The following is a 23,532-nucleotide window of genomic DNA, read 5'->3' as shown; positions in this document are numbered from 1 at the left end:
CCTACTCAGATATCCGCATCCGCGTCGACTGCTTCCAACTCGTCGGCCGAGGATTTGGGCGCATTGCCGGTGACCAGCAGCTGCTCGCGAATGCTCTTCTCGATGGTCGCACTGATTTCCGGGTTGTCCTCCAGGAACTTAGCCGCGTTGGCCTTGCCCTGACCGATCTTGTTGCCCTGGTAGCTGTACCAGGCCCCGGATTTCTCCACCAAACCTAGCTGTACGCCGAGGTCGATAACCTCGCCGCTGTGGTAGATCCCCTTGCCGTAGAGAATCTGAAATTCGGCCTGACGGAACGGCGGCGCCACCTTGTTCTTCACTACCTTGACGCGGGTCTCGCTGCCGATCACCTCGTCGCCCTCCTTCACCGCGCCGGTACGGCGGATATCGAGGCGTACCGAGGCGTAGAACTTCAGGGCGTTGCCGCCGGTGGTGGTTTCCGGGTTGCCGAACATCACGCCGATCTTCATGCGGATCTGGTTGATGAAGATCACCAGGCAGTTGGCGTTCTTGATATTACCGGTGATCTTGCGCAGGGCCTGGGACATCAGGCGCGCCTGCAGACCGACGTGGGCGTCGCCCATTTCGCCTTCAATCTCCGCCTTGGGCACCAGCGCAGCCACGGAGTCGACGATGATCACATCCACCGCGTTGGAACGCACCAGCATGTCGGTGATTTCCAGGGCCTGCTCGCCGGTATCCGGCTGGGAAACCAGCAGGTCGTCGACGTTGACGCCGAGCTTGGCGGCGTAGTCGGGGTCGAGCGCGTGCTCGGCATCGACGAAGGCGCAGGTGGCGCCCTGCTTCTGCGCTTCAGCGATCACCGACAAGGTCAGGGTAGTCTTACCGGAGGATTCCGGACCATAGATCTCGACGATTCGTCCCTTGGGCAGACCGCCGATGCCGAGTGCGATGTCGAGGCCCAGGGAGCCAGTGGAAATGGCCGGAATCGCCTGGCGATCATGATCGCCCATGCGCATCACCGCCCCCTTGCCGAACTGCTTCTCGATCTGGCCCAAGGCGGCAGCCAAAGCGCGCTTCTTGTTCTCGTCCATTGGAGACCTCACGTGTTCAAAGGGCCACACGGCCACTGACAACTGTATAAGTAGACAGTATTAGAGCACAGGAAATCTCTCTCGCCTACCCCGGCATGCCACTCTTCGGCGGGATTTGCGTGTTCGTGCCCGGATCCTCGCCGGCCACCAGGCGAGCCAGCCCTGCCAGAGCGGCCTGCACCGTCTGTCGACGCACGGCCTCGCGATCACCGGGAAAGAGTTCGCGCCTGGCAAACAGACGCTCACCGTCAGCCCAGGCTAGCCAGACGGTGCCGACCGGGTTCTCCACAGAGCCGCCATCTGGTCCGGCAACCCCGCTCACCGCCACTGCGAAGTGCGCCCCGCTGCGCGCCCGTGCGCCACGCGCCATGGCTTCGACCACCTCGCGACTGACCGCCCCTACGCGCTCGAACAGCTCAACCGGCACCCCCAACTGGATCGTTTTCTGACGGTTCGAATACGTGACATAACCGGCCTCGAACCAAACCGAACTGCCGGGAATGCGGGTAATCGCCTCGGCTATGCCGCCGCCGGTGCAGGATTCAGCGGTAGTCACCTGCTCGCCCAGACCACGCAGGGCAGCACCGAGCTCGTCAGCCAGATGAGTAATGTGATTCATGGGAGCCTCTTGCGGAGATAAGGATACTCTCACTGCTTATCGACTTGACGTACATGCCTTCTCGCGCCCTCCTGCACTGCACGCCTCTAACGCCTTCCATCTTTTCGACAAGGGGAAAATTACGAAAAGAATGTACCTAGTACGAAATTTAACAATCAGGTCATCATCCGATTGATAGCCTTTTTATTTACCATGCCCCTATCGAGATCAAAGTAGCAGCTCGATATCCCATATTGTGAAGCGCTCAATTTCAAGGCTGAAGCAAATACAGCTATCACTACTGCAGAACAGCATTGCCAGTCAGCTTCCAGCCATAAGTGGACGCATCCACTTGATTTTTCATTTGCATCGGACCATGCCTAAGCACAACCCGCCAACCCCCTCAATTAGCGAATCATCGCCAAGAGAACAGCGTCACAGACGGGCCAACTTCCCAGCCCGATGAATAGCCCAACCCACTCGATTACCAAACAGTTGGCATTAACCCTCGCAGCCCTTACCAATCGCCCTGTTCGCGAAACCCTATTAGCAATCCTGGATAATTATTAGAATCGTCTTTTTCGACCAATCCATAGGTATTATTCAATGCTCCTCGTCACCGGCGGAGCCGGCTTCATCGGCTCGAACTTCGTTCTGCAGTGGTGCGCTCATACCGATGAGCCGGTGCTGAATCTGGACGCGCTGACCTACGCTGGCAATCTAGCCAATCTGCAGTCCCTGGCCGGTTCGCCGCAGCATATGTTCGTCCAGGGCGACATCCGCGATTCGGCACTGCTGAATCGCCTGTTCGCCGAGCACAAGCCGCGAGCAGTGGTGCATTTCGCAGCCGAATCCCATGTGGATCGCTCGATCCTCGGGCCGGAAGCCTTCGTCGAGACCAACGTGGTCGGCACCTTCCGCCTGCTGGAGGCGGCCCGTACCTACTGGAGCGGGCTGGACGAGGCGGCGAAGGCGGCGTTCCGCTTCCTGCACGTTTCCACCGACGAGGTGTACGGCACCCTGGGGCCGAACGATCCGGCCTTCAGCGAAACCACGCCCTATGCGCCGAACAGCCCCTACTCTGCGTCCAAGGCCGGCTCCGACCATCTGGTGCGCGCCTACCAGCACACCTATGGTCTGCCGACCCTGACCACCAACTGCTCGAACAACTACGGCCCCTATCACTTCCCGGAGAAGCTGATACCGCTGATGATCGTCAACGCCTTGGCGGGCAAGCCGCTGCCGGTGTACGGCGATGGCCAGCAGATCCGCGACTGGCTGTACGTGGAAGATCACTGTGCGGCGATCCGCCGCGTGCTAGAGGCCGGCCAGCCGGGCGAAACCTACAACGTCGGCGGCTGGAACGAGAAGGCCAACATCGACATCGTGCAAACCGTCTGCGCCCTGCTAGACGAGCTGGCCGCGGCGCCCGACCGCGGCGTGCGCGATGCCCGCAGTGGCGCCCCGCTGGGCCGCTATGCCGAACTGATCACCCATGTCACCGACCGCCCCGGTCACGACCGCCGCTACGCGATCGACGCACGCAAGCTGGAGCGCGAGCTGGGCTGGAGGCCGGCGGAGACTTTCGAAACGGGCATCCGCAAGACGGTGCAATGGTATCTGGCCAATCAGGAGTGGGTCGCCGCCGTGCAGGACGGTAGTTACCGTGATTGGGTGCAAACGCAGTACGGAGCACGTGCATGAAGATCCTGCTGCTGGGCAAGAACGGCCAAGTCGGCTGGGAGCTGCAGCGCGCGCTGGCACCGTTGGGCGAACTGGTAGCGCTAGACCGCCAGGGTGGCCAGGACCTATGCGGCGATCTGGCCGATATCGACGCCCTAGCCGCCACCGTTCGCAGCCTGGCTCCACAGGTGATCGTGAATGCCGCCGCCTACACGGCGGTGGACAAGGCCGAGAGCGAGCCGGAGTCGGCCCTGCGCATCAACGGCGAAGCCCCCGGCGTCCTGGCCCGCGAGGCCGAACGCCTCGGCGCCTGGCTGGTGCATTACTCGACGGACTACGTGTTCGACGGCAGCGGTGAGCAGCCCTGGCGCGAAGATGCCCCGACCGGCCCGCTGTCGGTCTACGGGCGCAGCAAGCTGGCGGGCGAACGGGCGATCGCCGCCAGCGGCGCGAAGGCATTGGTGCTGCGGACCAGTTGGGTGTACGCCGCACGCGGCGGCAACTTTGCCCGGACCATGCTCCGTCTGGCCGGGGAGCGCGACGCCCTGCGGGTGATAGACGACCAGGTCGGCGCGCCGACCGGCGCCGAGCTGATCGCCGACGTGACCGCCCATCTGTTGCGTCAGGTCCATACCGCAGCCGACGCCTCGACGCTCGCCGGCGTCTATCACCTGACTTCGGCCGGCGAGACCAGTTGGTGCGACTACGCCCGCTTCGTGCTGCAGCAGGCCCAGGCTCGCGGCGTATCGCTGAAGGCCGGTCCGGCACAGGTCGAGGCCATCCCCACCAGCGCCTATCCGACCCCGGCACGACGTCCGCTCAATTCGCGCCTAGACACCCTTAAACTCCGCGAGACCTTCGGCCTGCATCTGCCCCATTGGCAGACCGGCGTCGCTCGCATGCTCTCTGAAATTCTGGATTGATTTCATGCTGAAACGTAAAGGCATCATCCTCGCCGGCGGCTCCGGTACCCGTCTGCATCCGGCGACCCTGGCGGTTTCCAAGCAGCTGCTGCCGGTATACGACAAGCCGATGATTTACTACCCGTTGAGCACCCTGCTGCTGGCGGGCATTCGCGACATCCTGATCATCTCCACGCCGCAGGACACGCCGCGCTTCTCGCAGCTGCTGGGCGACGGCAGCCAGTGGGGCATCAATCTCTCCTATGCCGTTCAGCCGAGTCCGGACGGACTCGCTCAGGCCTTTCTGATCGGCGCGAATTTCATCGGCAACGATCTCTCGGCCCTGGTACTGGGCGACAACATCTTCTACGGGCATGACTTCCAGAGCTTGCTCAAGAATGCGATGAACCGCAAAGCGGGCGCCACCGTGTTCGCCTATCACGTGCACGACCCCGAGCGCTACGGCGTGGCGGAGTTCGACGCCGCTGGCCGGGTGCTATCTCTGGAGGAAAAGCCGCCCGCACCGAAATCCAATTACGCGGTGACCGGCCTGTACTTCTACGACCGGCAGGTGGTGGATCTGGCCAGGGAGCTGAAGCCCTCCCCCCGCGGCGAGCTGGAAATCACCGACCTGAACATGCTCTATCTGCGCCAACAGGCACTGCAGGTGGAAATCATGGGCCGCGGCTATGCCTGGCTGGATACGGGCACCCACGACAGCCTGCTGGAAGCCGGGCAGTACATCGCCACCATCGAGAAACGCCAGGGTCTGAAAGTGGCCTGCCCGGAGGAGATCTGCTTCCGCGCCGGCTGGATCGACGCCGCCCAGCTCGAACGTCTGGCCCAGCCACTGGCCAAGAACGGTTACGGAAAGTATCTGCAGAATCTGCTGAAAGAGAGGGTGTTCTGATGCAAGCCAAGCGACTGGCCATTCCCGAGGTGGTGCTGTTCACCCCGAAAGTGTTCGGGGACGACCGCGGATTCTTCTTCGAGAGCTACAGCGCCCGAGCCTTCCAGGAAGCCACGGGGCTGCAGCCGGATTTCCCCCAGGACAACCACTCGCGCTCCACACGGGGCGTGCTGCGTGGCCTGCACTACCAGCTCCCGCCCCATGCCCAGGGCAAGCTGGTGCGAGTGGTCCAGGGAACGGTATTCGATGTGGCGGTGGATATCCGCAAGTCATCGCCAACCTTCGGCCAGTGGGTCGGCGAAATCCTCTCGGCCGACAACAAGCACCAGCTCTGGATTCCGCCGGGATTCGCCCACGGCTTCATCACCCTGAGCGAAACCGCCGAGTTCATCTACAAGACCACCGCCTTCTACGCCCCGGAATGCGAGCGTTGCATCGCCTGGAACGATCCCGAGATCGGCATCGAATGGCCGTTCGAGGGCACGCCCTCGCTGTCCGGCAAGGACCAACTGGGCAAAGCCTTGAGCGAAGCGGAAGTGTTCCCGTAGAAGCCAGGTGAGCCGGACCGCTTTGGTAGGGGTGAATTCATTCGCGATGCTTCTGCTTTCGCTGTCCATCGCAGATGAATCCGACCCTACCCTTGCCGGCAAAAGCAGCCGAAGGCCTTGAAAGGGCTGGTCCGGCGAACCGGCACAGCCTAGGCACAGACACTCTCGGTCCGAGCCCCGGCAAGCCTTGCCCCTGCCATATCCCCAGGCAATGAAATTGCCGCCTGCAGTCAGTACGCAAAGCCGGGTACTATTAGCCCTTTTCCCCGCCCCGACAACCAAGCGTAACTGACTGAATGGAAAGCCTTTCCCAACACACTCCGATTGTGTGGCGGTAGTTTTGCTAGATCCCCTCAAAGCCAGCAGCACCAGGCGTTCTGGCTTTGTTTCTGGGATGAGCTTGCTAGTAGTAATTGGCGTCTGTTGGCATGCTTTGGCGCGCTGAATGCCCCAAAAATGCCCCACACGGACTGATCCAAAGCAGCTTATCAGACCCGGAAAAATCAGCCATGAGGAAACCTTCGCCCGACGCCGTCGCGCGGATACCTAAGAGGCAGCTTCACTCAGCAAAAAATCACTTAATCATAGAGAACCAGCGCTGCGTCGGCGGCTGAGCTGCCATTCGCCATCAATTCGATATATATCCGCTGTCTCGCCGTTAGCGAACGGGATGGACTAGGATGCGCAAGCGTGGCGGGATTTCCTTGAGCATTATCCGGAATATAGCTATGTGTCGAAAAAGCATTGGGCATGGCCGCAGAGGTAGAGGACGTGGGAGATATTCGAGAGTCTCTACCCCAACGCCTGAGCCAATGCACCCCACCTCGCCGCCAGCGCCCCGTCGCTTCGGCTGGATCGGCGGTCCTCTGGGAGTCCCTGCGCGATGACCAAGTTGCCGGTCCGTCTTTCTATGTGGCTCGCCCGTCGCCGCGCGAGGCTCAGTGCAAAGGCCGCGAGGAGCGAACGGCCGGACGGCGGGATTGGGGCAGAGGCTCCGATCCGAACGGCATCCGAGGATCGCCTGAGAAGGACTGACTTCGCGGGCCGCATAGCCGCCGTGCTCTCAGAACTAAGTCTGCGTGAGGGCAGGGTATTCGCCATCCGTGGCGGATGGGGCTTCGGCAAGTCATCCCTTAAGAACCTAATCACCGAGCGTCTCGACGACACCAGCGACGGAGCAGACTGGCTTGACTTCAATCCATGGCAGTGGGGCGACAGCAACGCGATTGCCCGCGCCCTCTTCGGCCAGATAGCAGATCGTCTGGGAGGCGAACATTCGAAGGCAGCGCTCGCCCGTGCCGAAGCGCTGCGACGCTACGGCGCTATCCTCTCAGGTGCAGGCGCGCCACTTAAGAAGGCCGGTGGCTCGAGCCATCTCATCTCGACGGTGCTGACGAATGCTTCGGTGTTTGCCGTCGCCTCGGCCATAAGCTTCGACCTCCCGACGGTAGCGGAGGTAGCGGCTACTCTCGCACTCCTCGCGGTCTGTACGCCCCTGCTCGGACGCGTGCTATCGCATCTTGGGCGTGACCGCGGCAGTGAGTCGCTCGACAAGATACGCGAAGCGCTGGAGGCTCGTCTTCGCGAACTCGACCGACCGCTGGTCGTCTTCGTCGATGACATTGACCGGCTTGAGCCCGAGCAAATCCGGTTGCTTCTCCGGCAGGTAAAGGCGAATGCCAACCTTCCCAACATCGTCTTTGTGTTGCTTTTCCAACCCAGTATCGTAGAGCGGGCACTCGATCCGGTCGCCGACAGCAAAGGTCGCGCCTTCCTCGAGAAGGTCGTGCAGGCTAGTTTCGACCTACCAGCGGTTCCAGTGTCGATTGTGCATCGTATATTCGAGAAGGAGCTATCAGCGCTGGCTGGCCCCTACGCTACTGAGGCAAACGGATTTTCGCAGATGCGCTGGGGTAACGCCTTCATCGGCTGTATCCAGCCCCTGCTGCGCAACATGCGTGACGCGCGCCGCCTGATTTCATCCATCGCCGTGCACATGCCGTTGCATGTAGCCGACAGCGTGTTTGAGGTGAACGTTGTCGACTTCCTTCTTCTGGAGACGCTCCGGGTCTTTGAACCGGATCTCCATGAGGCGCTGTTCCGAGAGAGGGAGCTGCTTCTCCAGGAAAGTCGTATCTGGGGCAATAGCCAGCGGGATGCGGACAAGGCGGCGGCCGAGCGGCTTCTCGAGATCGTATCGGTAGAACGGCGCGATATTGCCAGGAGTGTGCTCAAGGACCTCTTCCCGCCGCTCGAATGGGCATACGGAGGTATGAACTACGCAGACGGCTTCCATCTCAGGTGGCTGAACGAAAAGCGGGTATGTTCCCCGCGCTACTTCCCGCGTTACTTCGAACTACAGACCGCAGTCGGCGAAGTATCAGAGCGCTGCTTCGTTGCGTTCCTTGATGCGACGGCGACGGAAGAAGGTCTGGCTGCAGCGATCGCTGACATCGAGGCCAATCACCTACTGCCCTCGCTCGTTGCCAGGCTCGACGAGTCCGTCGACCGCCTCCCGATCGAGAACGCAGCTGTGCTGCTGCCCGGCATGTTCGAAATCGCCCAGAAACTCGCAGGCCTGTACGCCGCTGTCCCCTTTAATTCGCCCTGGCTTTCTGCATGGCGAGCGACGCACTGGTTCTTGAAGCGTATCCCGGAGGGCGTGCGAGGTGGTCTGGCACTCGCGGCACTCCGCCAGACCAAGGCGCTGTCCGTCGCTGCAATCCTGATCCACCTGAGCGATCCCGCCGATATGAAGGAGGACAAGGACTCTTTCGATCCGGCACTCGACCTCGAGACCGTCGAGGCGATGAAGACAGAATGGCTGCGGTTGATGAGGGACCGTGCCATAGACGGCGACGCGCTGATTGCTGAACCGGATCTCATGTCCCAGCTCTACCGGTGGGGGAAATATGCGGGTTCATTGGATGAACCCTGCGAGTGGATGGTGGAGGCAATCCGGACCGACGAGGGCTTCGCAAGCATGGCCACACGCATGATGAGCCGAGGTATGAGCCACTCGCGGGGTGATCGGGTCTCTACGCTGTATTACAGTTTCAACAAAGAGACAATCGCCGACTTCATCGGCATCGATGTGGCGAAGGCAAGGTGCGACGCGATCGATCCCGACGAATTCCCTGAGCACGAGGAGGCCCTACGAACGTTGCATAGCGTTCTCGAGTTGTGGCTCGGACTCAGAGAGCGCACCCCGTCCGATCTCTAACGGTAGGCCCCTATCGATGATGGATTGGGCAAACCTCTAAAAAATATCCTTATAATACAAGTAGATACTTGAAACAGCGGAAGGTATGTAGCAAATATGTAGCAGAAGAAATTTCTTTCATACGCCACCAGCACGACACTGCCTACTGACACTCCTTACTCTTTACACGTGACACCTACCCTTCTCGCTCGGCCAAGCACTCTCAATCCCTCGCAAAAACTTTACACCAAGCGCAAACATCACCGTGCAGAGAGCACAGGAAAGCGCGGGCTCCATGTCTCTCATTGGTCCTAAGTGACCTGTTAGACCCGGCAGAAATCGGCCAGAAGGGGGACAGTCAGTCCAATAAATAAATCTGTCACCTTTTCTTGAACTGGCAGCAAGCCTTCTAGCTGCCGAGGCCGTCTGGTTGCGATATTGCCTTCAAGCTCCAAAGGTAAAGAGTAGCTACCCGGCTTAACCCATGAATGGCCTGCAGCATCTGCTATTGAGTTTGTGGGCAACAGCGTATCGGCCGTGATCTTGGTCGCAACCCGGCACTGGACCGAATAGCCCTCTAATCGGCTCAAACCAACCCTCCCTGGCACGTCCTTGCCTATTGCGGCCGGGTGGGGGGATTCACAGCGTAAAGCAATAGCACTCATTGAATAGTGGTGATTCCGAAGACATTGGGATCGGCACAAAAAATATGAGAATGGGCTTGATACGCGGCAAGCACGTTAAACCTCTCAAGTAGCCTCATATCATTGTGATGATGCTGTACCGAGAATTTAATATTGAACGCCTCTACTTGCTCCCTCATATGCGGCGAGATCTCTACAAGGGTCTGCTTTGACAAGTCCACGACATTGAATGAAGCAAACGCACTCCGATTCAAGTTAAAAAGAAACATATTGTGAGTGGGGTCCTGAGTTCCTTGAAGGTAACCTGTATCAGGTATAGCGACTCGGCAGCCCGCAACGTCATCAAAGGTTGCCACTATCACATGACCCATGTGACCCTTTGACTCAATAATCTTCTCAGCGCACGATTCCAAAATACTTTTTGTGCCGCCAGGCGGGGTCATTAGCGCCAGAAAAAGAATTTCCAGCCACTGAAAGTACTGATCACTCGTCACCCCAAACTCTGCGCAAACACCAGCTAGGTGAGGCTTTGTTCCCGTGCGAATGTCGGAGAAGTCGGCTAGCAAAAGAGGATCAGTTGGATACGCCCCCACCAGTCCTTTATACATGTCAATTGTTCGAGCAATAGAATATGGGTTTCTTATCCACCCCATAAACTTTGCTTTGAACACTCGCTCAGCCGCGCCCTTCAAAACATCGCCGCCAGAATTGACCTTTGACTCAGAAATAAGAAGATCAGCGGCTGGGGCTAAGTCCTCTTCAAATTTCTGAAAGAAGTCCTCTAGATTCTTTCTTAGAGATGAGCTTTTTACATCAAAGCTAAAAAGATCATCAAAAGAGAGATTCTTCTTTATCTTGACGCCTTCAGTATTAGTCAGGCGAACAACGCTATTTTCTCGATCGGCAATTTCAAATTTGTAGATTCGCTGCTTATCCTTTGGTCTGCTCTCGTCTATGCAGTTACTGCGCTGCTCGGACTGAGAGATGAAATGTTGATTCTTTGTTAGATTCTCCATAACCTCTCCTTTTTGCGGCGATCTACCGGGCGCCTAACCAATACCCCATAACCCACTATCACGCAAATAATCATCGAAAAAGGGGGCGCATTTATTTATAAGATCGACCGGCCGCTTTTGGCCGGTTGTTGCCTGTCTCCACTGACAGCTATGGGTCGACTCCGGCCTTTAATGACCGGCAGCACCCGATGCAATTCAGCGGGTCGACACCAGCATGGGGGGGGTGGTACTAACGTCAACGCCGAGCTGGTGCGCCAGGCCGCGGTGTGGGTCTATCAGCAGTAAAACCGCGACCGGAGCCTGCTCGCGCTGGAGGAGCAGGCCTTCGCTGCGCGTCGGGGACCGTGGGCGCTGCCGGAGAGCGAGCGGATGCCGCCGTGGGAGTGGCACAAGGCCAGGCGCGAGCAGCGGCAAGCGTGGCCTGGCTCCAGCAGCAGCCTCAGCGGAACGCGTTCAGGCTTTACCAGTGGCAACGCCAGCGGGGGAAGCGCCGGCTACAGCCGCTCAGCGCGGAAGGCATGCAGCCAGCTGGCCTCGTGCGCTGAGGCGCACGGAAATACCAAGCTCGATGGCAACAGGGATGGGGTGCCGTGTGAGAGTTTATGCCGGTAATGGGATCAGCGGGCGGATAACCCGAGTCGCGATTGCCCGCACCGTGAGTTGGAAGACAAGACTACGCCATTGTCTCCCCTACTTGATTGATAACCTAATAAAAGCAAAAGGCCCAGCATAGAGGCTGAGCCTTAAGTGTTAGGCAGCTTGGCTACCTAATAACATTTCAACTCCCATTTACAAGTGGAGAACGACCAAGTATCAAATTCCCACTTACAAGATATGGGCGCAATTTCCTTAACCTACGATAGTAGGCAAGCAAAACCCTAAGCTGCTGCAAAGGATTTATACCGAGCGCATCTAGGCATTCATGCTTCTCACCCCAACCGAGCAACCGGAAGAAAAGCACAACCTTCCCTCTCAACTCCTTTTCAGCCTCAGGAGTTAATGGCCTACTTTCAACACCACTTTCATTATCAAAACCAGATAACTCATGATCATTAAAGTATCGGTATGTACTGGTATAAAAATCCTGAAGCTGTGAAAAATAATCCTCATCCGCAACTCTATTAGCTGCAATCTCGACTTGCCTTGCAAGATTCCCCAGCAATTCAAGACGAATAAATCCAGGAGAATTAAACCTTAATTCACAAACCTTCGCCCGATGGATGCTCGGAGTAACATCCTGCAGACCAGAGAAAAGGTGCACCGCATTAAAACCGCCACTCCATCTCTGGGTCAACCTTGTTATAGAGTTTCTTACCGCCGGCCGCTCAATATGCTCTAAACCATAATGAAAGGAGTATAGCTGCTGATAAACCTTAGGTATCTCCGTAAGGTCTTCAATAAATAGCTCCCCATCTAGACCGAGCAGATATTCTTCTGCTATCTCAGCAGCAAGCTTCCCAGCCGCTTTAGTTGCAACATCATCATCTAGATAAGAGTCATTATCCGGGAGATAATTTTCTGGCAAATCCGACCATGTTGTTTTTATCAGGCCAGATCTTTTAAGACTCGATCCAGTCTGAAAAACAACCACCCACTTTGAAGCTTCAAAAACTTCGCGCAGAGATTTTTCTTTTTCAAGATAGTTCCAAAGGTTTGCGCGCGTTACAGGAAACATGCACCAGCGATTACTTTTCCCTGTGCAATCAAGCCAGACATACAGCAGGTCCGAACCATCTTCTGCCTTATAAAGGCTGACTAGCGGACCATCGAAGTACACAAGGTCGGCGTTCCAAGTATGCTTAAACTCGCCGGCAGCCATCTTTTTGCCATCAATCCTTGGATAGCTCATTTCTTCTTCCCCTGAACAGGCGAAAGCTTAGCGGCTTGCTTTGGTAACTCGACAACATCAAGAGCAACAAAACTCTTGGCGATTGGATGAAGATCAAAATGACCGCCTTTGTCAGGCGGAGTACATAACCCATCCGCGGGGCCAAGAGAAACCCTTCCAACATGCGAGCCAATGGTTTTTCTGATATTGCGGATTTTTTTTTCGAGTTTCAGGAACACAGCTTCAGCCGCTTCCTTGGATGTGAACATTGACAACCCCCAAGCAGAGCACTGCTTTTCAGGATCCTCAAGCAATCTACGGGGGTTCCTAACAGCTACTGGCAGAAAGCACTGATCTGTTTGCGGGTACGCAATCCAGCGCCAAGCTTCACGGGAAACCGGCTTAGCCACCAACGGAGGGCAATGGAACCCTGTCACGCTGGCAACTCCTTCTACCTCAGCCTTGTAGGTCAACTCCATGCACGTCAGCCTAGTCCAGTTAAAAAAACGCGCGATTTTAGGTGCGTTAAACGCACCATGCAACACGCATAGCGACGAACGCAAGCCTGTTGACACCACCCGCTCCCCCCAACGTCTAGCCTTCCCACGCATGGCCGGCTATGTGTTCCCGCACCAGCCGACCGCTCCCTCACTTCATTGGCTCATAAAGGACAGATGACCGCACCCTCTGCCGATCGATGCACTCCAGCACCTGCCCGGCACAACTCAGCAACTCCCCCTCCAGCGCATCGACGGCGGCACGCCAGTCGTCATTGGTCTTCAGCGCCGGCCGTGCTGGTAGCCGGCACGGGGTCAGCGGGCAGTCGATCCGGGCTGTGGTAGGCGGCGGGGTCGGTGGTCTCGGGCCGCTCGTACAGCCCGCCGAGAGCAGCAGGTACAGCAGCAGCGAGATAGTCGGCGACGGCTTGATCATGGCGTTTCAGCTCCTCGATGGCGCGGCTCTGCGCCTGGGCATTACGGGTGACGGTTTGTTCGAGCGCGCGCATGCGCTGGTCCAAGGCGGTGACCTGGCCGATCTGTTTCTGCTGCTCGGCCAGCACGTTGGCTTGTAGCTCGACCAGCTGCTGCGAGTCGGCGAGCGCCTGTTCGGCGCGATCGCCCCGGGCGGACTGCAGACCAATGCGCGGAGACAGCCCCCACCAGACGATGCCGGCGCCGGCCAGCAGCAGGACCAGGGCGATGCCACCGGCGGCCAGCAAGCGGTATTGCACGGGGATTAGGTCGGTGAGGCTCATGCTGCCTCCCAATCAGGCAGGTCAACGGTTTTCCCAGCCAATGCATGAGTGCAGTCGCTCAGGAACTGGATACGGCCATCGGTGACGAATGAGTGACACACCTTCTTGACCGGGGTTTGTACGATTTCCCCGCTGGCAATCTTCTCGCGGATCTCTTCCGTGGTTACCGGCGGCTCCCATTGATCCCACTGAACCAAGATTGATGGCGTGAAGGTTGGCTTCTCTGCACTGCCATTCCATTTCCAGCGAGGCCCCGATCCAGGCCCATGCATGACCCGGTGCGGCGCGCCGCAGCCGGGGCATTCAAACCACAGACTCCCCTCTTCGGCAGTCACCAAGATGGGCGACAATGACTTGAACTCGCTCATGCCAGCACCTCCGTGGCCCGCGACCACAGGGCCAGCCGCTCCTTCTGCCCGTTCAGCCCGCCGTTGATCCGGCGGGTGATGTCCGCGAACCGGCCCTGGTCGGCGAGGCCGTTCAGCTCCTTCACCCACCAGAACCAGCCGGCGGACTCCGCCGCCCACTCCGGCTGCTCGAGCAGCTCGGGCTGTCGGAGCAGGCGGTCGTCGCCGAACAGGGCGATGCTCACCGCCGCGTAGTTGGCCCGCCCGGTGATCTGGATCAGGCCGCGGCCCCGGTAACGCTGGCCGTCGCCGTCCGCTTGTGGCGTGTTGCCGAGGTCGGTGCGCAGGTCGTAGCGCGCCTGGGCCGGCGTCGGCCCCCAGAGTTCCCGGGTGTTGCGCAGCTGGCTCGACTCATGGCCGATTTGTGCCAGGAAGGCGGCAATCCGCCGGGGCGTAGTGATCTGCCAGCGCTTCATGGCCGCGTTGAGGACCGGTACAAAAACGCCGGCACGAGGGCCGGCGTTGGGCATGATCTGCAGCAGCTGCTGCTCGGTGATGGGCATGGGTACTCTCCAAAAACACCAAACCCGGCGCGGGGCCGGGTTTCGGGCAAAAAAACACCCGCCGGGGCGGGTTCCTGAGAGAAGGCTGGAACGCTCTGGTCAGGCCGGGGCCGTGTCGCTGGCCGTGGGGTCCACGGCGGCCGGATCGAAGGCCTCCATCCCTGCCGGCGCCGCCTCCGTCGCATCGAGCACGACGACCACGGTCGGGTCGGCGAGGCTTCGGTAAACGGCCTGCTCGATCTCCCGGCGCTCGCCGGTTTCAAGGTTGTATTCGACGCGGAACATGGTTACCCCTCATAGGTGAGACTGGCCGTACCAGCATCGAACGATGCGGTGCCGTTATGGGACGTGAGGCGCAGCGTGGTGAGGCCCCCCGGCAATGCCACGGCGCCGGACGTGCTGGCCTGCCTAGTTCCGTTGGTCGGGGACATCGTGCTTTTGAACGCCCAGACGTTGCCCCCCATGTGCTCGAAATCCAAAACACCGCTATAAGTCCATGCCGCGCTTAGGTTGTTCAACCAGTCTAGGTCTATGCCGACGCTCAGGGCGCCAACCCCGGCGCCCCCGTTATCCACCGCGAATACCGTCCCCCCATACCCGCTGGTGGCCACCCCCGCAGAGGTGCCCAGCTGGGCCATGATGGCCGTGGCCGCGTTGAGGCTGGCGCCGTTGAGACCGACCCGCAGCCGCTTCGCCCAACTCGGAATGGCAGTGAAGTCCACAGCCGTCCCCGATAGCGTCTGGCTCACTGGCCCGGCGATGCCGCAGGCGCCCAGCGTCGTGCGCGCCGCCAGGGCATCCGCCGCCCCGGCGAGGGTCCGCGCAAACGCCGTGAAGGCTGTCAGCGCCATCGCGCCTGCCGCCGTGAAGTAGCCCAGCTGGTTAGCCGCCCCGGCCAGCCCCGCCAGAGCGGTCAGGTTGCCCGAAAGCGGCTGCTTACCAGCCAGGGCATTGAGCACCGTGGTGGCGAAGTTCGGATCGTTGCCCAGCGCCGCGGCCAGCTCGTTGAGCGTGTCCAGCGCGGCCGGCGACTGGTTCACCAGGGCGGCGATCGCCGCCCGGAGGGTGGCCTGCACGAAGGCCGTGTTGGCGGCCCGCAGGCTGTCGTCGCCGGCCGCCGGGGTCGGCACCTTCGGCGTGCCGCTGAAGGTCGGCGAGTCGAGCCGGGCATAGCCGGCCAGCACCGCCGCTAGCACGGCGGAGACGATGGCCTTGGCCGGGTCCGTGCCGGCATTGGCCTCCGCCAGCGTGGCCAGCGCGATGAGCCCGGGCGTTCCGCTGCTGGCCGGCGGCGCGGCCGTGTCCCAGAACACGGCGTTCTCCTGGGCGTTGATGCGCAGGACCTTGCCGGCGTTGCCGGCCAGGGCGGGAAGGCCTTCGGCGCTGCCGGCCACCGCCACGGCGTTGAGCGCCGCCTGCGCGCTCTGCTGGGCGTCGGCGGCGCGCTGGTCGATGAAGCCGGCGGCCTCGTTGATGTCCTCCACCAGCCCGGGCAGGGCGGCGGCGAAGGCATCGGCCTTGGCCGAGAAGTCGTTGGGCGCGTCGCTGCGCGCCGGTGCCGGGGGCAGCGGCGTGATCGCGGGTAGGGTCATACCAGTCCTTCCACGGTAAGGGTCCCGTCGGAGAGCGACGGGCCGGAGATCGAGAGGGTGAAGTCCTTGAAGAAGCCGAACAGCACGGTCGCCTCGTAGCTCGGCTCACCGATCCAGACCACCGGGCGGGCGCGGATCGAGGCCAGCAGGCGCTGGATGGCGCCCACCCGGGCGGTATCGAGGCGCAGGTCGAACTCGGCGCGCTTGCTGTAGGCGCGCTCGACGACGAGGGCGTTGCCGAACTCGTCGGTGTCCTTGCGCGAGTAGTCGGTGATGCCGACGCTGGTGCCGTACAGCGCCACGCCGAGGTCGGCCTGGGTGCCGGTGACCAGATGGCCGCAGGCCGCCGGGTCGCCAGCGTTGTCGACGGTCACGCTCAGTTGGGCGGTGCCGTAGGCCGGCAGGTCCAGCAGCACGACGTCGCGGCGCCGGCCGATCGGCGCGAAGCACCAGGCGTACCAGTCGCTCACGCCGGCATCGACCAGCGACAGCGTGCGCCGGTAGACCTCGCCCTCGTTCGGGTCGGTCATCGCCACCGTCACCGTCCGGCCCTGCAGGTTGAACAGGGCCAGGGCGTTGATCACCGTCCCCGGTTGCAGGGCGACGGCGATGGCGCCCGCCTGCCGGGTGAGCGAGCCGACCTGGTCGTCGAACATCCGCCAGCGGTTGTCCATCCCCAGATCCAGCCAGGTGGCCGGGTTGGTGGCCACTCCGCCCGGGTCCACGCCGCTGTGCGCAAGCAGCGCCTCGTAGATCCGGCGGCCCCGCAGGCAGCGGTCGCCGACCAGGTAGGCGGTCGCCGGGCTCCAGAGCGGGTAGTCGTCCTCGGGCACGTTGCTGGCGACCAGCACCGCCTCGGTGATGTCGATGGGTTTGATGATCTGCATTAGGCTCTCACTGTCGGCATGCCGTCGTAGTCCCAGCGCTCCAGGAACTCGGCGCGTTTCGCCGTTTGCATGGTGTGTTTGGCGATGGCGCGCAGGGCGTCGAACACCTGCGCCAGGTCGGCGCGTAGGCCGCGCAGCTCCTCGGCCGAGGCGCCACCGCCGGACAGTAGGTCGGCGGTCTGCCGGGCATTGAAGATCCGGCTCGGGCCGGTCACCTCCAGCTCCGGACCGTGCTCGCCGACCAGCCGCAGGCCGCCGCCGAAGTCACCGCCGGTGGCGAAACCGGGGATGCCCATCGACTTCGCCCAAGCCTGCAGGTTGGCCTGCTGGCCAGCCGCCCAGCTCATCTGGCCGTCCTGGCCGAGATTGAACCGCCAGTCCTGGTTCCAGCTCTGGGTACCGACCACCTGATCGCCGACCACCTTGAGGCCCATGGAGGCGCCGTTCGGGTCGAGGATCGTTCCATTGCTGGCGACCTGATGCTTCACGCCGTCCGGACCGATCACGCTGGTGATGCTGGCGTTCGCGTCCTGCAGCGCCTGGGCCTGCTGCATCGCCCCGACGAACAGGCTCAGTGCGTCCGCCACGCTCTTCACGCCGCTGTCGATACCGAGCAACGCATCGAGCTGCGCCTGGGCCGCGCTCAGTTGCGCGTCGAGGCCCGCCGCTTGCAGGTCGTAGTCGGCCTTGGCCTGGTCGAGCTGCGCCTGCAGGTTGGCGACGATGCCCTCCTCGGTCGTCAGCTGGGCGCCGTTGACGCCCTGCAACTGGGCGATCAGGCCGGCGGTGCGGCCCTGCTCCCGCTGCAGGTCCGCCAACGTCGAGTAGCGGCCCGAGTCGATGTTACCGGCCGAGTCGAGGGCGGCCTGCAGTCCGGCGAAACCGGCCAGGGAGCCGCCGGCCTGGGCAAAGGCCAGCGCCGAGCGCAGCGTGGCCACCGCCTGCTCGTGCAGGAGGGCCGTAGCCTGCTCGGACGAGCCGGCCAGCTGCTTCAGCGCCACATCCAGGCTGCTGCCGACCGCCGTCAGACTGCTCACCGCGCTGTTGGCCGTGCCGACCCTATCGTTGATCGAGGCGACCTGGGCATTGTAGGCATCGCTCAGGCGCTGCTGCTCGGCGCCGATGGCGCTGGACAGTGTGGACAGTGCGCCCTTGGCCGCCGAGACCGCGGCACCGGACGTGGCGGCCTGAACCGCCTGCGCCCGCTGCTCGACGATGTCGTAGTAGCTGTCGGCCTGCCCCGCCAGGTTCATCAGCGTGGCGAACATACTGCGGCCGGCCTCGGTGGTCAGGTCGATGCTCTCGACCATCGCCCGGTACTCGGCGCGGGTAGCCGGTAGGGTCTGGTTGGCGTCGGCGAAGGCCTGGGTCACGTCCTCCAGGGTGTTGGCCTGTTTCTCGGCGTCGGAGAAGAATTGGTCGTAGTAGGTCGACACCGAACTGGTCAGCGAATCCAGCCCGCCGGTCAGCCCGAGTAGCTGCTCGACCAGCTTGCCGCCAGCCACGTTGGTAGAGAACAGGCCGACGTTCAGGTGGTCGAGCAGGCCGTTGACCGCGTACAGGTCGTTGACGAACGTCGTCATGCCGGCGATGTCGTAGCTCAACCCGGTGCCCAGGGTGGCGTTCAGGTAGCTGTTGATGCTCTCCCCGGCCTGGGTGAACCAATCGCCGATGGCCTTGCTGATCTCGTCCTGCGTCTTGCCCTTGGTGCTGATCTTCGAGCGGGCGATCTGCAGGCCGTCGAAGGTGCCCTGGTCGATGGCGTAGCCGAGCTGCTCGAACAAGGCGGCGACGCTGTCCTCGGTCGAGGCGAAGGTGTCCTGCATCTGCTGGGCGAGGTCGCCGCCGAGCGGGTCGTAGGTGGTCTTCTTCTTGTGGCTGAGCAGGCCCGACTTCTTCTTGTAGACGTAGCTCTGCGGGTTCAGATCGCCGTTGTTGACTCCCAGGGCGAGGCCGTAGTCCTTGATCTTCCAGGTGCCGAACAGCGCCCCGCCGACGAACTTGCCGATGGTGCTGCCGATAGCCGAGCCGACCGGTCCGCCGAAGAACGCTCCGATGGCGGCGCCGGCCAGGGTGGTGAGGCCGTTGCCGATGCCCTCCTTGAAGCCGCCATAGACGTTGTAGGCCGCCCCGGCCACCGAGGCCACGTCGCCGACGACGCCCAGCGCCGCGCCGAACTTGGCCAAGGCCTGCTCGCTGATGCCGAGCTGCGCAGCGAAACTGCTCGCCGAGGCCCCCATCCGACTGAGCGCGCTCTGTAGCTGGAAGCTGGCCGGCGCGTAGGTGCTGGCCCCGCCGTACAGCAGCTTGCCGACGACCTGGCCGAGACCGGAATCCAGACTGCCGAGCACTCCGGATGCGCCGGAGCCAAGGTACTTCCCGGCGCTCGTAATGCCACCCAGGATGCCCGATCCGGCCTTATAGGCGGAGTACAGGCCGCCGAGCGAGCCCAGCACGCCGCTGCCGCCGCTGAGAGAGCCCCAGAGGCCGGTACCCATCGCGCTCCCGGTCAGCCCGCCGATGCCCAGCGCCGAGCCGATCTGCAGCATGATCGGCCGGGTAATGGCCATGTGAGCCAACTCGGCCAGCATCTGTTCGAAGGCGCGCTTCAGGCTGCTGGCGAAGCTGTCGAAGCCGTGGCCGATGTTGAGCCAGGCATCGGAGAACGCCTGGTCCACGCGGTCGAGCTGGCGCTCGGTGAAGCGGGCCCACTCGCTGCTGGAGGCCGCATTCTGCTGGTACTCCTGATCGAGCAGGCCCAGCAGGCGGGCGTATTCCTCGGCGGAGAGCTTCCCGTCGGCCAGCCTCTGATTGAGGATATCCTGCCCCTTGGCGTACTGCTCGGCGGCCACCGTCGCCGGATCGAGACGATCGCGCAGCGACTTGAACTGGTCGTTGGCCTCCTTGACCTGTTGGTTTTGCTTGTCCCAATCGGCCTTGTTCAGCGCCTGCCAGGCCGCTTCGACGGCGGACTGGTAGGTATCGAGCGACAGGGTGCCCGCAATCAGGCCCTTGTCCAGTGCGGCGAGGGTCTCGCCGTATCGGCGGCTAGCGGCGTCGGCCGGGAGCAAAGTGTCCAGCAGTTGCTGGAATGAGGCGGCCTCCCGCTTCTGCGCCTCAGCCGCCTTTTTACTGGCCTCTGCCTGGTCCTTCGCAGCCTGCTCGGCTGCCCGCTTGGCATCTATGGCGCGGGCTTCCCCGATTAGCGCCTGCTTCTGCGCCTCGCCGAGCCGGGCCAGTTCCCCCCGCTCGGTCTCGTAGCGGACGCGGGCCTCCTCCGAGTTCTGGCCCTGAAGCGCGGCGGACTGTTTCAGGCTGACCAGCCGGGCCACATAGGCCTGGTTCAGCGACTCCTGGGCCTTTTGCTCGCGCTGGTCGGCAGCGATGCGCTCCTGGTTCAGCCGGACCTCTTCCGCGGCCGATTCGGCGATCAAGGCCTGTCCCTGCTGCTGGATGCGCAGGCCGAGCAGGGCGTTGTTCAGTTCCTCTTCGCTGGGGCCGAAGTCCAGGAAGCTGCCGGTGAACGGGTTGTGGCGCAGGTTATCCAGCCGCCCTTCCAACTGGCCGATCTGCTGCTCGAGGGTCTTCTCGCGGCCCAGGCCGAGCATGGCGTCCCAGGCTTCGCCGGCGGCGCCGGTGATTCCCCGCCAAGCCCGCTGCAGGGCACCCAAGTGCTCGTCGATCTGCCCGGCCCGCTCCGTCAGGGCCGCGGCATAGGTATCGGTCGCCAGCTTGGCCGCCTCGCTCGTGCGCCCCTGCTCTTCCAGCGCGCGGATCTGCCGGTAAACCGCCTCGGTCAGGTAGTGGTACTGCTCATTCAGCTTGGCGCTGGCCGCGGCCGGGGCGTCGGCCAGCGCGGAAAACGCCTTGACCGTGTCGGCCACCGCCGTGCCGGTGGCCTCCTCCATGGCCAGCGCCGCCTCGGCGATGGCGCCGAGCTGGTTCTCGGCGAACCGGCCGCTGCCGGCGAGCTCGGCCAGCGCCGCCGCGGCGGCGTGCTGGGTGGAGCCGGCCTGATCCAGGGCGATGGCCATACCGGCCAGAGCATCGGCGCTGGTACCGGCAGCATTGCCGGTGAGGATCAGCGCCTGCTCATAGGCCCGGGCCTCGGCCGCGCCCTGCTCGTGAGCGGAAAGCAGTACGGCAGCGGCAGCCGCAACGGCACCGAGGGTACCGGCTACCGGCCCGACGGCGGAAGCCACCCCGCGCGCGGCATTGCCGAGCCCGCCGAAGGCGTCGCGCACCTGCCCGCCCTGCTGGATCGCCACCTGCCAGACCGGCATCCCGCTGGCCAGGCTGCTGACCACGTCTGACAGCTGCATCGGCAGCAGGCGCATGGCCTGGGCGTACTGTCCGGCGCTGATGCCGGCCTTGCCCATGGCGGCGGTCGAGGCATTCAGGCCGGGAGCGATCCGGGCTGCGGACTGCGAGGTGCCCGTCAGCCCCTCCTCCAGCCGGTCCAGATGGGCATAGGCGGCGGCGACACTGACGTTCAGGTCGCCCAGCGCCTTATCGACGGCACTGGAGATGGTCGAGTCGACCCGACCGAAGGCCTGATCGATGACCGACAGGTTCTTGTCGATCTTCTGGCTGGTCGAGGCCACGGCCCTATCGGCACGCCCTAGCTCGCTGATCAGCTGGGCCGCGGTAGCCTCGATACGGATCAGCATCCCCTGGACGTCTTGTTCGGCCATGCGGTTCTCCGGGCAATAAAAAACCCGCCGAAGCGGGTTGGTTGAATGAAAAGCCCGCACTAGGCGGGCTCTTGGGGATTCTTATAGCGGCGTACTTCCTGCCGATAGCTCGCGTGCGCGAGCTTCGAGATAGGCCGCCTTGGCCTTTTGCTCGTCACCTCCGGCCCTGGCAAAGCACTTTGCCCAAAGGCCGGTAGACTTCTTGCCGGATTCATACTCGTCCATCGCAATAGTCCAGGCTATCTCGGATGGATCATTCTCCGCAGGGGTAGGCGCGACGGATACAGTTTCAGCAGCAGAACCATTGAATGGAGCCTTAACTTCAAGCCATCCATTGCGCAGATAGTTATTCGCCAGAATTCCATTGATCGCGAACGCATAGATGATGCTAAGAATAATTACTGCCAACAGGGCACCCGGCCCAGTAGCTACACCGAGGCCGATCGCGATTACCAGCCACACCATGGCATGCGCCCATAACCCACGGAACAATAGATAAATCGGACCGAGTAGCAGAACTGCTATAGGACCTAGCGAGCCTGTGGTTTCCACATGACCATTTACCGGGTTTTTGAATGCTCGCGACATAGCAGCTCCTTATGCGAATTCCGCGAATATACCAAAACGCCAGCACCAAGACCCAGCACATGGCTGGGTCGATGACCTCACTTCGCCCGCAACGCCTTGCGCATCTCCTGCGGCGTCTGCCTCTCCGGCTCTTTCTTCTTCCCTCCGCCGAACGGGTGGAACGCCAGCGACCATTCGATCTTGGCATCCATGGCGATCAGCAGCTCAGGGATCGGCGTGCGCCAGGCTACCTCGGGCATCCAGCCCAGCAGGCCGGTGGCTACGCCGAACAGGTAGTCGACGTAGCTACCATCCCTTACTGCGCTTTCTCGGCCGTCTTCGCGGCCGGTTCCGCGTTTCCCTCGGCGCCCTCTTCGATCGCCCGCGGGTTGAACAAGACCATCAGGTAGGAACGGATCTGGTTATACACACGCACCACACCGGCCTGGAAAACGGCCTCGGGCAGAGCTTCGGCGGCCTTGCCGGTGAGGCCGGCGCCGGCGGCAATGACATGGGCGACGGCATCGACGGACATGGCGTCGCAGGCCTGGCCTGCTTTCAGCAGGCCGCCATAGCGCAGCTCGATAGCGCGCACGGCGGCGAGGGTCGGGGTCAGGGTGAAGACGTCGTCGCCAACGGTGACGGTAGTGGTGCCGTGCAGGGTCTTGGTGGTCATGGGAGGTTCCTCGATTCAGAAGGGAGAAGGCCCGCCAAGAACGGGCCATAGAAAAGTGGATCAGACACCCGGGTCTTCCAGGACCGGGCTGTTGGCGGCCACGGTAACCACGCGCTGGACGACGTCGTTGCCGGAGCCGGGCTGCTTGCGCACGCCCTGGACGGTCACGGCGAGGTAGTCGGTGAGACCATCGACGTACTGGATCTTGATCGGGTACAGGTAGTAAAAGCCGGCGCGGTCCCGGCTGGCGGCGATCAGAGCATCTTGCCCCGCATCGCCTGCATCGAAAGCGATGGTCAGGTCGGTGGTGCCGCCATCGGACACGCCCTTCAGGTGGGTAACGCGGGACTTGGCCAGAGCGGTGTAGGACACGTCGCTCACCGAGTCGCCGTAGTCGCCGACGCTGACCAGCTCGCCAATTTCGGTGTAGGTGATACCGGCCGCCTTCATGGCAGCCAGGTCGGTGGCGTCGACGCCGCTCAGGGCGGCGGTGAGTTTGCTGCCGATGAATACGCGAGTGCCGGCACCGGTCATGACGGACATGGGTTATCTCCTATGGAGTGAT

Annotated in this window: 22 protein-coding genes and 1 pseudogene; 6 read left to right on the top strand and 17 right to left on the bottom strand. The window is 62.0% G+C overall.

Translation table 11 applies throughout. The features are described from left to right. Positions 1-5: 5 nt before the first annotated feature. Positions 6-1,055 (bottom strand): recombinase RecA, encoded by a 1,050-nt coding sequence (gene recA, locus ACFOJE_RS01780; RefSeq protein WP_377812510.1) that lies wholly within the window; start codon positions 1,053-1,055, stop codon positions 6-8. An 85-nt stretch (positions 1,056-1,140) separates the two neighbouring features. Continuing rightward, positions 1,141-1,674 carry a CinA family protein gene (locus tag ACFOJE_RS01775; RefSeq protein WP_377812509.1) on the bottom strand — a complete coding sequence of 178 codons (534 nt, stop codon included), beginning with the start codon at positions 1,672-1,674 and terminating at the stop codon, positions 1,141-1,143. Between the two features lie 585 nt (positions 1,675-2,259). Between ACFOJE_RS01775 and rfbB the strand changes: the two genes are divergently transcribed. The 5 genes from rfbB to ACFOJE_RS01750 all read left to right on the top strand — a co-directional run bounded on the left by rfbB (position 2,260) and on the right by ACFOJE_RS01750 (position 8,919). Next, a complete protein-coding gene (gene rfbB / locus ACFOJE_RS01770) occupies positions 2,260-3,357 on the top strand; it encodes a dTDP-glucose 4,6-dehydratase (protein ID WP_377812508.1) in 1,098 nt (365 codons plus the stop codon). Beyond that, positions 3,354-4,259 carry a dTDP-4-dehydrorhamnose reductase gene (gene rfbD / locus ACFOJE_RS01765; protein WP_377812507.1) on the top strand — a complete coding sequence of 302 codons (906 nt, stop codon included), beginning with the start codon at positions 3,354-3,356 and terminating at the stop codon, positions 4,257-4,259. The genes rfbB and rfbD overlap by 4 nt, the downstream gene beginning before the upstream one ends. A 7-nt stretch (positions 4,260-4,266) precedes the next feature. Next, entirely contained in the window at positions 4,267-5,148 is an 882-nt protein-coding gene (gene rfbA / locus ACFOJE_RS01760; RefSeq protein ID WP_377812639.1) for a glucose-1-phosphate thymidylyltransferase RfbA, read from the top strand. Then, positions 5,148-5,696, top strand: coding sequence for a dTDP-4-dehydrorhamnose 3,5-epimerase (rfbC, locus tag ACFOJE_RS01755; RefSeq protein WP_377812506.1), 549 nt, complete (start codon positions 5,148-5,150; stop codon positions 5,694-5,696). Before rfbA ends, rfbC begins: the two co-directional genes overlap by 1 nt. Before the next feature lie 883 nt (positions 5,697-6,579). Next, positions 6,580-8,919, top strand: a complete 2,340-nt coding sequence (locus ACFOJE_RS01750) for a KAP family P-loop NTPase fold protein (RefSeq protein ID WP_377812505.1) — start codon at positions 6,580-6,582, stop codon at positions 8,917-8,919. A 640-nt stretch (positions 8,920-9,559) separates the two neighbouring features. Here the strand turns inward: ACFOJE_RS01750 and ACFOJE_RS01745 are convergent. Further along, on the bottom strand, positions 9,560-10,558 hold the full coding sequence (locus ACFOJE_RS01745; protein WP_377812504.1) for a hypothetical protein: 999 nt from the start codon (positions 10,556-10,558) through the stop codon (positions 9,560-9,562). Positions 10,559-10,927: 369 nt separating this feature from the next. On the opposite strand from ACFOJE_RS01745, the gene ACFOJE_RS01740 reads away from it, so the two are divergent. Beyond that, positions 10,928-11,170: an excalibur calcium-binding domain-containing protein gene (locus ACFOJE_RS01740; protein ID WP_377812503.1), complete on the top strand. Its 243-nt coding sequence runs from the start codon at positions 10,928-10,930 to the stop codon at positions 11,168-11,170. 166 nt (positions 11,171-11,336) lie between these two features. Here the strand turns inward: ACFOJE_RS01740 and ACFOJE_RS01735 are convergent, their stop codons facing one another. The 14 genes and pseudogenes from ACFOJE_RS01735 to ACFOJE_RS01670 all read right to left on the bottom strand — a co-directional run bounded on the left by ACFOJE_RS01735 (position 11,337) and on the right by ACFOJE_RS01670 (position 23,510). Further along, the gene (locus ACFOJE_RS01735; RefSeq protein ID WP_377812502.1) at positions 11,337-12,407 is read right to left on the bottom strand and encodes a hypothetical protein; all 1,071 of its coding nucleotides are present in this window, start codon (positions 12,405-12,407) and stop codon (positions 11,337-11,339) included. Then, positions 12,404-12,865, bottom strand: coding sequence for a hypothetical protein (locus ACFOJE_RS01730; protein ID WP_377812501.1), 462 nt, complete (start codon positions 12,863-12,865; stop codon positions 12,404-12,406). The genes ACFOJE_RS01735 and ACFOJE_RS01730 overlap by 4 nt, the downstream gene beginning before the upstream one ends. A 169-nt stretch (positions 12,866-13,034) precedes the next feature. After that, positions 13,035-13,232: pseudogene (locus ACFOJE_RS01725) on the bottom strand (hypothetical protein); the annotation flags it as partial. Then, positions 13,156-13,641 (bottom strand): hypothetical protein, encoded by a 486-nt coding sequence (locus ACFOJE_RS01720; RefSeq protein WP_377812500.1) that lies wholly within the window; start codon positions 13,639-13,641, stop codon positions 13,156-13,158. The gene ACFOJE_RS01720 and the pseudogene ACFOJE_RS01725, both read right to left, overlap by 77 nt. Further along, positions 13,638-14,009: a DUF6527 family protein gene (locus ACFOJE_RS01715; protein WP_377812499.1), complete on the bottom strand. Its 372-nt coding sequence runs from the start codon at positions 14,007-14,009 to the stop codon at positions 13,638-13,640. Before ACFOJE_RS01715 ends, ACFOJE_RS01720 begins: the two co-directional genes overlap by 4 nt. After that, complete coding sequence (locus tag ACFOJE_RS01710) at positions 14,006-14,551, bottom strand: glycoside hydrolase family 19 protein (RefSeq protein WP_377812498.1); 546 nt, start codon at positions 14,549-14,551, stop codon at positions 14,006-14,008. The genes ACFOJE_RS01715 and ACFOJE_RS01710 overlap by 4 nt, the downstream gene beginning before the upstream one ends. Positions 14,552-14,650: 99 nt before the next feature. Then, positions 14,651-14,836 (bottom strand): hypothetical protein, encoded by a 186-nt coding sequence (locus tag ACFOJE_RS01705; RefSeq protein WP_377812497.1) that lies wholly within the window; start codon positions 14,834-14,836, stop codon positions 14,651-14,653. A 2-nt stretch (positions 14,837-14,838) separates the two neighbouring features. Beyond that, entirely contained in the window at positions 14,839-16,143 is a 1,305-nt protein-coding gene (locus ACFOJE_RS01700) for a hypothetical protein (RefSeq protein ID WP_377812496.1), read from the bottom strand. Continuing rightward, positions 16,140-17,030: a hypothetical protein gene (locus tag ACFOJE_RS01695; RefSeq protein WP_377812495.1), complete on the bottom strand. Its 891-nt coding sequence runs from the start codon at positions 17,028-17,030 to the stop codon at positions 16,140-16,142. Before ACFOJE_RS01695 ends, ACFOJE_RS01700 begins: the two co-directional genes overlap by 4 nt. Continuing rightward, positions 17,030-21,724 carry a phage tail length tape measure family protein gene (locus tag ACFOJE_RS01690; protein ID WP_377812494.1) on the bottom strand — a complete coding sequence of 1,565 codons (4,695 nt, stop codon included), beginning with the start codon at positions 21,722-21,724 and terminating at the stop codon, positions 17,030-17,032. Before ACFOJE_RS01690 ends, ACFOJE_RS01695 begins: the two co-directional genes overlap by 1 nt. Before the next feature lie 81 nt (positions 21,725-21,805). Further along, entirely contained in the window at positions 21,806-22,312 is a 507-nt protein-coding gene (locus ACFOJE_RS01685; protein WP_377812493.1) for a DUF2628 domain-containing protein, read from the bottom strand. Positions 22,313-22,389: 77 nt separating this feature from the next. Beyond that, entirely contained in the window at positions 22,390-22,551 is a 162-nt protein-coding gene (locus ACFOJE_RS01680) for a hypothetical protein (protein ID WP_377812492.1), read from the bottom strand. A 56-nt stretch (positions 22,552-22,607) separates the two neighbouring features. Continuing rightward, a complete protein-coding gene (locus ACFOJE_RS01675; RefSeq protein WP_377812491.1) occupies positions 22,608-22,967 on the bottom strand; it encodes a hypothetical protein in 360 nt (119 codons plus the stop codon). 60 nt (positions 22,968-23,027) lie between these two features. Further along, the gene (locus ACFOJE_RS01670; RefSeq protein ID WP_377812490.1) at positions 23,028-23,510 is read right to left on the bottom strand and encodes a hypothetical protein; all 483 of its coding nucleotides are present in this window, start codon (positions 23,508-23,510) and stop codon (positions 23,028-23,030) included. Positions 23,511-23,532 lie beyond the last annotated feature (22 nt).

The organism is Azotobacter bryophylli (assembly GCF_042643485.1).
Classification (GTDB): Bacteria; Pseudomonadota; Gammaproteobacteria; order Pseudomonadales; family Pseudomonadaceae; genus Azotobacter; species Azotobacter bryophylli.
The sequence above is the reverse complement of the archived record's forward strand: the minus strand, read 5'-3'. Positions and strand labels throughout refer to the sequence as shown.

What these genes read in the sequence shown, in the direction of transcription:
- recA (WP_377812510.1), bottom strand. Translation starts at nt 1,055, where the DNA reads ATGGACGAGAACAAGAAGCGCGCTTTGGCTGCCGCCTTGGGCCAGATC.
- ACFOJE_RS01775 (WP_377812509.1), bottom strand. Translation starts at nt 1,674, where the DNA reads ATGAATCACATTACTCATCTGGCTGACGAGCTCGGTGCTGCCCTGCGT.
- rfbB (WP_377812508.1), top strand. Translation starts at nt 2,260, where the DNA reads ATGCTCCTCGTCACCGGCGGAGCCGGCTTCATCGGCTCGAACTTCGTT.
- rfbD (WP_377812507.1), top strand. Translation starts at nt 3,354, where the DNA reads ATGAAGATCCTGCTGCTGGGCAAGAACGGCCAAGTCGGCTGGGAGCTG.
- rfbC (WP_377812506.1), top strand. Translation starts at nt 5,148, where the DNA reads ATGCAAGCCAAGCGACTGGCCATTCCCGAGGTGGTGCTGTTCACCCCG.
- ACFOJE_RS01750 (WP_377812505.1), top strand. Translation starts at nt 6,580, where the DNA reads ATGACCAAGTTGCCGGTCCGTCTTTCTATGTGGCTCGCCCGTCGCCGC.
- ACFOJE_RS01745 (WP_377812504.1), bottom strand. Translation starts at nt 10,558, where the DNA reads ATGGAGAATCTAACAAAGAATCAACATTTCATCTCTCAGTCCGAGCAG.
- ACFOJE_RS01740 (WP_377812503.1), top strand. Translation starts at nt 10,928, where the DNA reads ATGCCGCCGTGGGAGTGGCACAAGGCCAGGCGCGAGCAGCGGCAAGCG.
- ACFOJE_RS01735 (WP_377812502.1), bottom strand. Translation starts at nt 12,407, where the DNA reads ATGAGCTATCCAAGGATTGATGGCAAAAAGATGGCTGCCGGCGAGTTT.
- ACFOJE_RS01730 (WP_377812501.1), bottom strand. Translation starts at nt 12,865, where the DNA reads ATGGAGTTGACCTACAAGGCTGAGGTAGAAGGAGTTGCCAGCGTGACA.
- ACFOJE_RS01720 (WP_377812500.1), bottom strand. Translation starts at nt 13,641, where the DNA reads ATGAGCCTCACCGACCTAATCCCCGTGCAATACCGCTTGCTGGCCGCC.
- ACFOJE_RS01715 (WP_377812499.1), bottom strand. Translation starts at nt 14,009, where the DNA reads ATGAGCGAGTTCAAGTCATTGTCGCCCATCTTGGTGACTGCCGAAGAG.
- ACFOJE_RS01710 (WP_377812498.1), bottom strand. Translation starts at nt 14,551, where the DNA reads ATGCCCATCACCGAGCAGCAGCTGCTGCAGATCATGCCCAACGCCGGC.
- ACFOJE_RS01705 (WP_377812497.1), bottom strand. Translation starts at nt 14,836, where the DNA reads ATGTTCCGCGTCGAATACAACCTTGAAACCGGCGAGCGCCGGGAGATC.
- ACFOJE_RS01700 (WP_377812496.1), bottom strand. Translation starts at nt 16,143, where the DNA reads ATGACCCTACCCGCGATCACGCCGCTGCCCCCGGCACCGGCGCGCAGC.
- ACFOJE_RS01695 (WP_377812495.1), bottom strand. Translation starts at nt 17,030, where the DNA reads ATGCAGATCATCAAACCCATCGACATCACCGAGGCGGTGCTGGTCGCC.
- ACFOJE_RS01690 (WP_377812494.1), bottom strand. Translation starts at nt 21,724, where the DNA reads ATGGCCGAACAAGACGTCCAGGGGATGCTGATCCGTATCGAGGCTACC.
- ACFOJE_RS01685 (WP_377812493.1), bottom strand. Translation starts at nt 22,312, where the DNA reads ATGTCGCGAGCATTCAAAAACCCGGTAAATGGTCATGTGGAAACCACA.
- ACFOJE_RS01680 (WP_377812492.1), bottom strand. Translation starts at nt 22,551, where the DNA reads ATGCCCGAGGTAGCCTGGCGCACGCCGATCCCTGAGCTGCTGATCGCC.
- ACFOJE_RS01675 (WP_377812491.1), bottom strand. Translation starts at nt 22,967, where the DNA reads ATGACCACCAAGACCCTGCACGGCACCACTACCGTCACCGTTGGCGAC.
- ACFOJE_RS01670 (WP_377812490.1), bottom strand. Translation starts at nt 23,510, where the DNA reads ATGTCCGTCATGACCGGTGCCGGCACTCGCGTATTCATCGGCAGCAAA.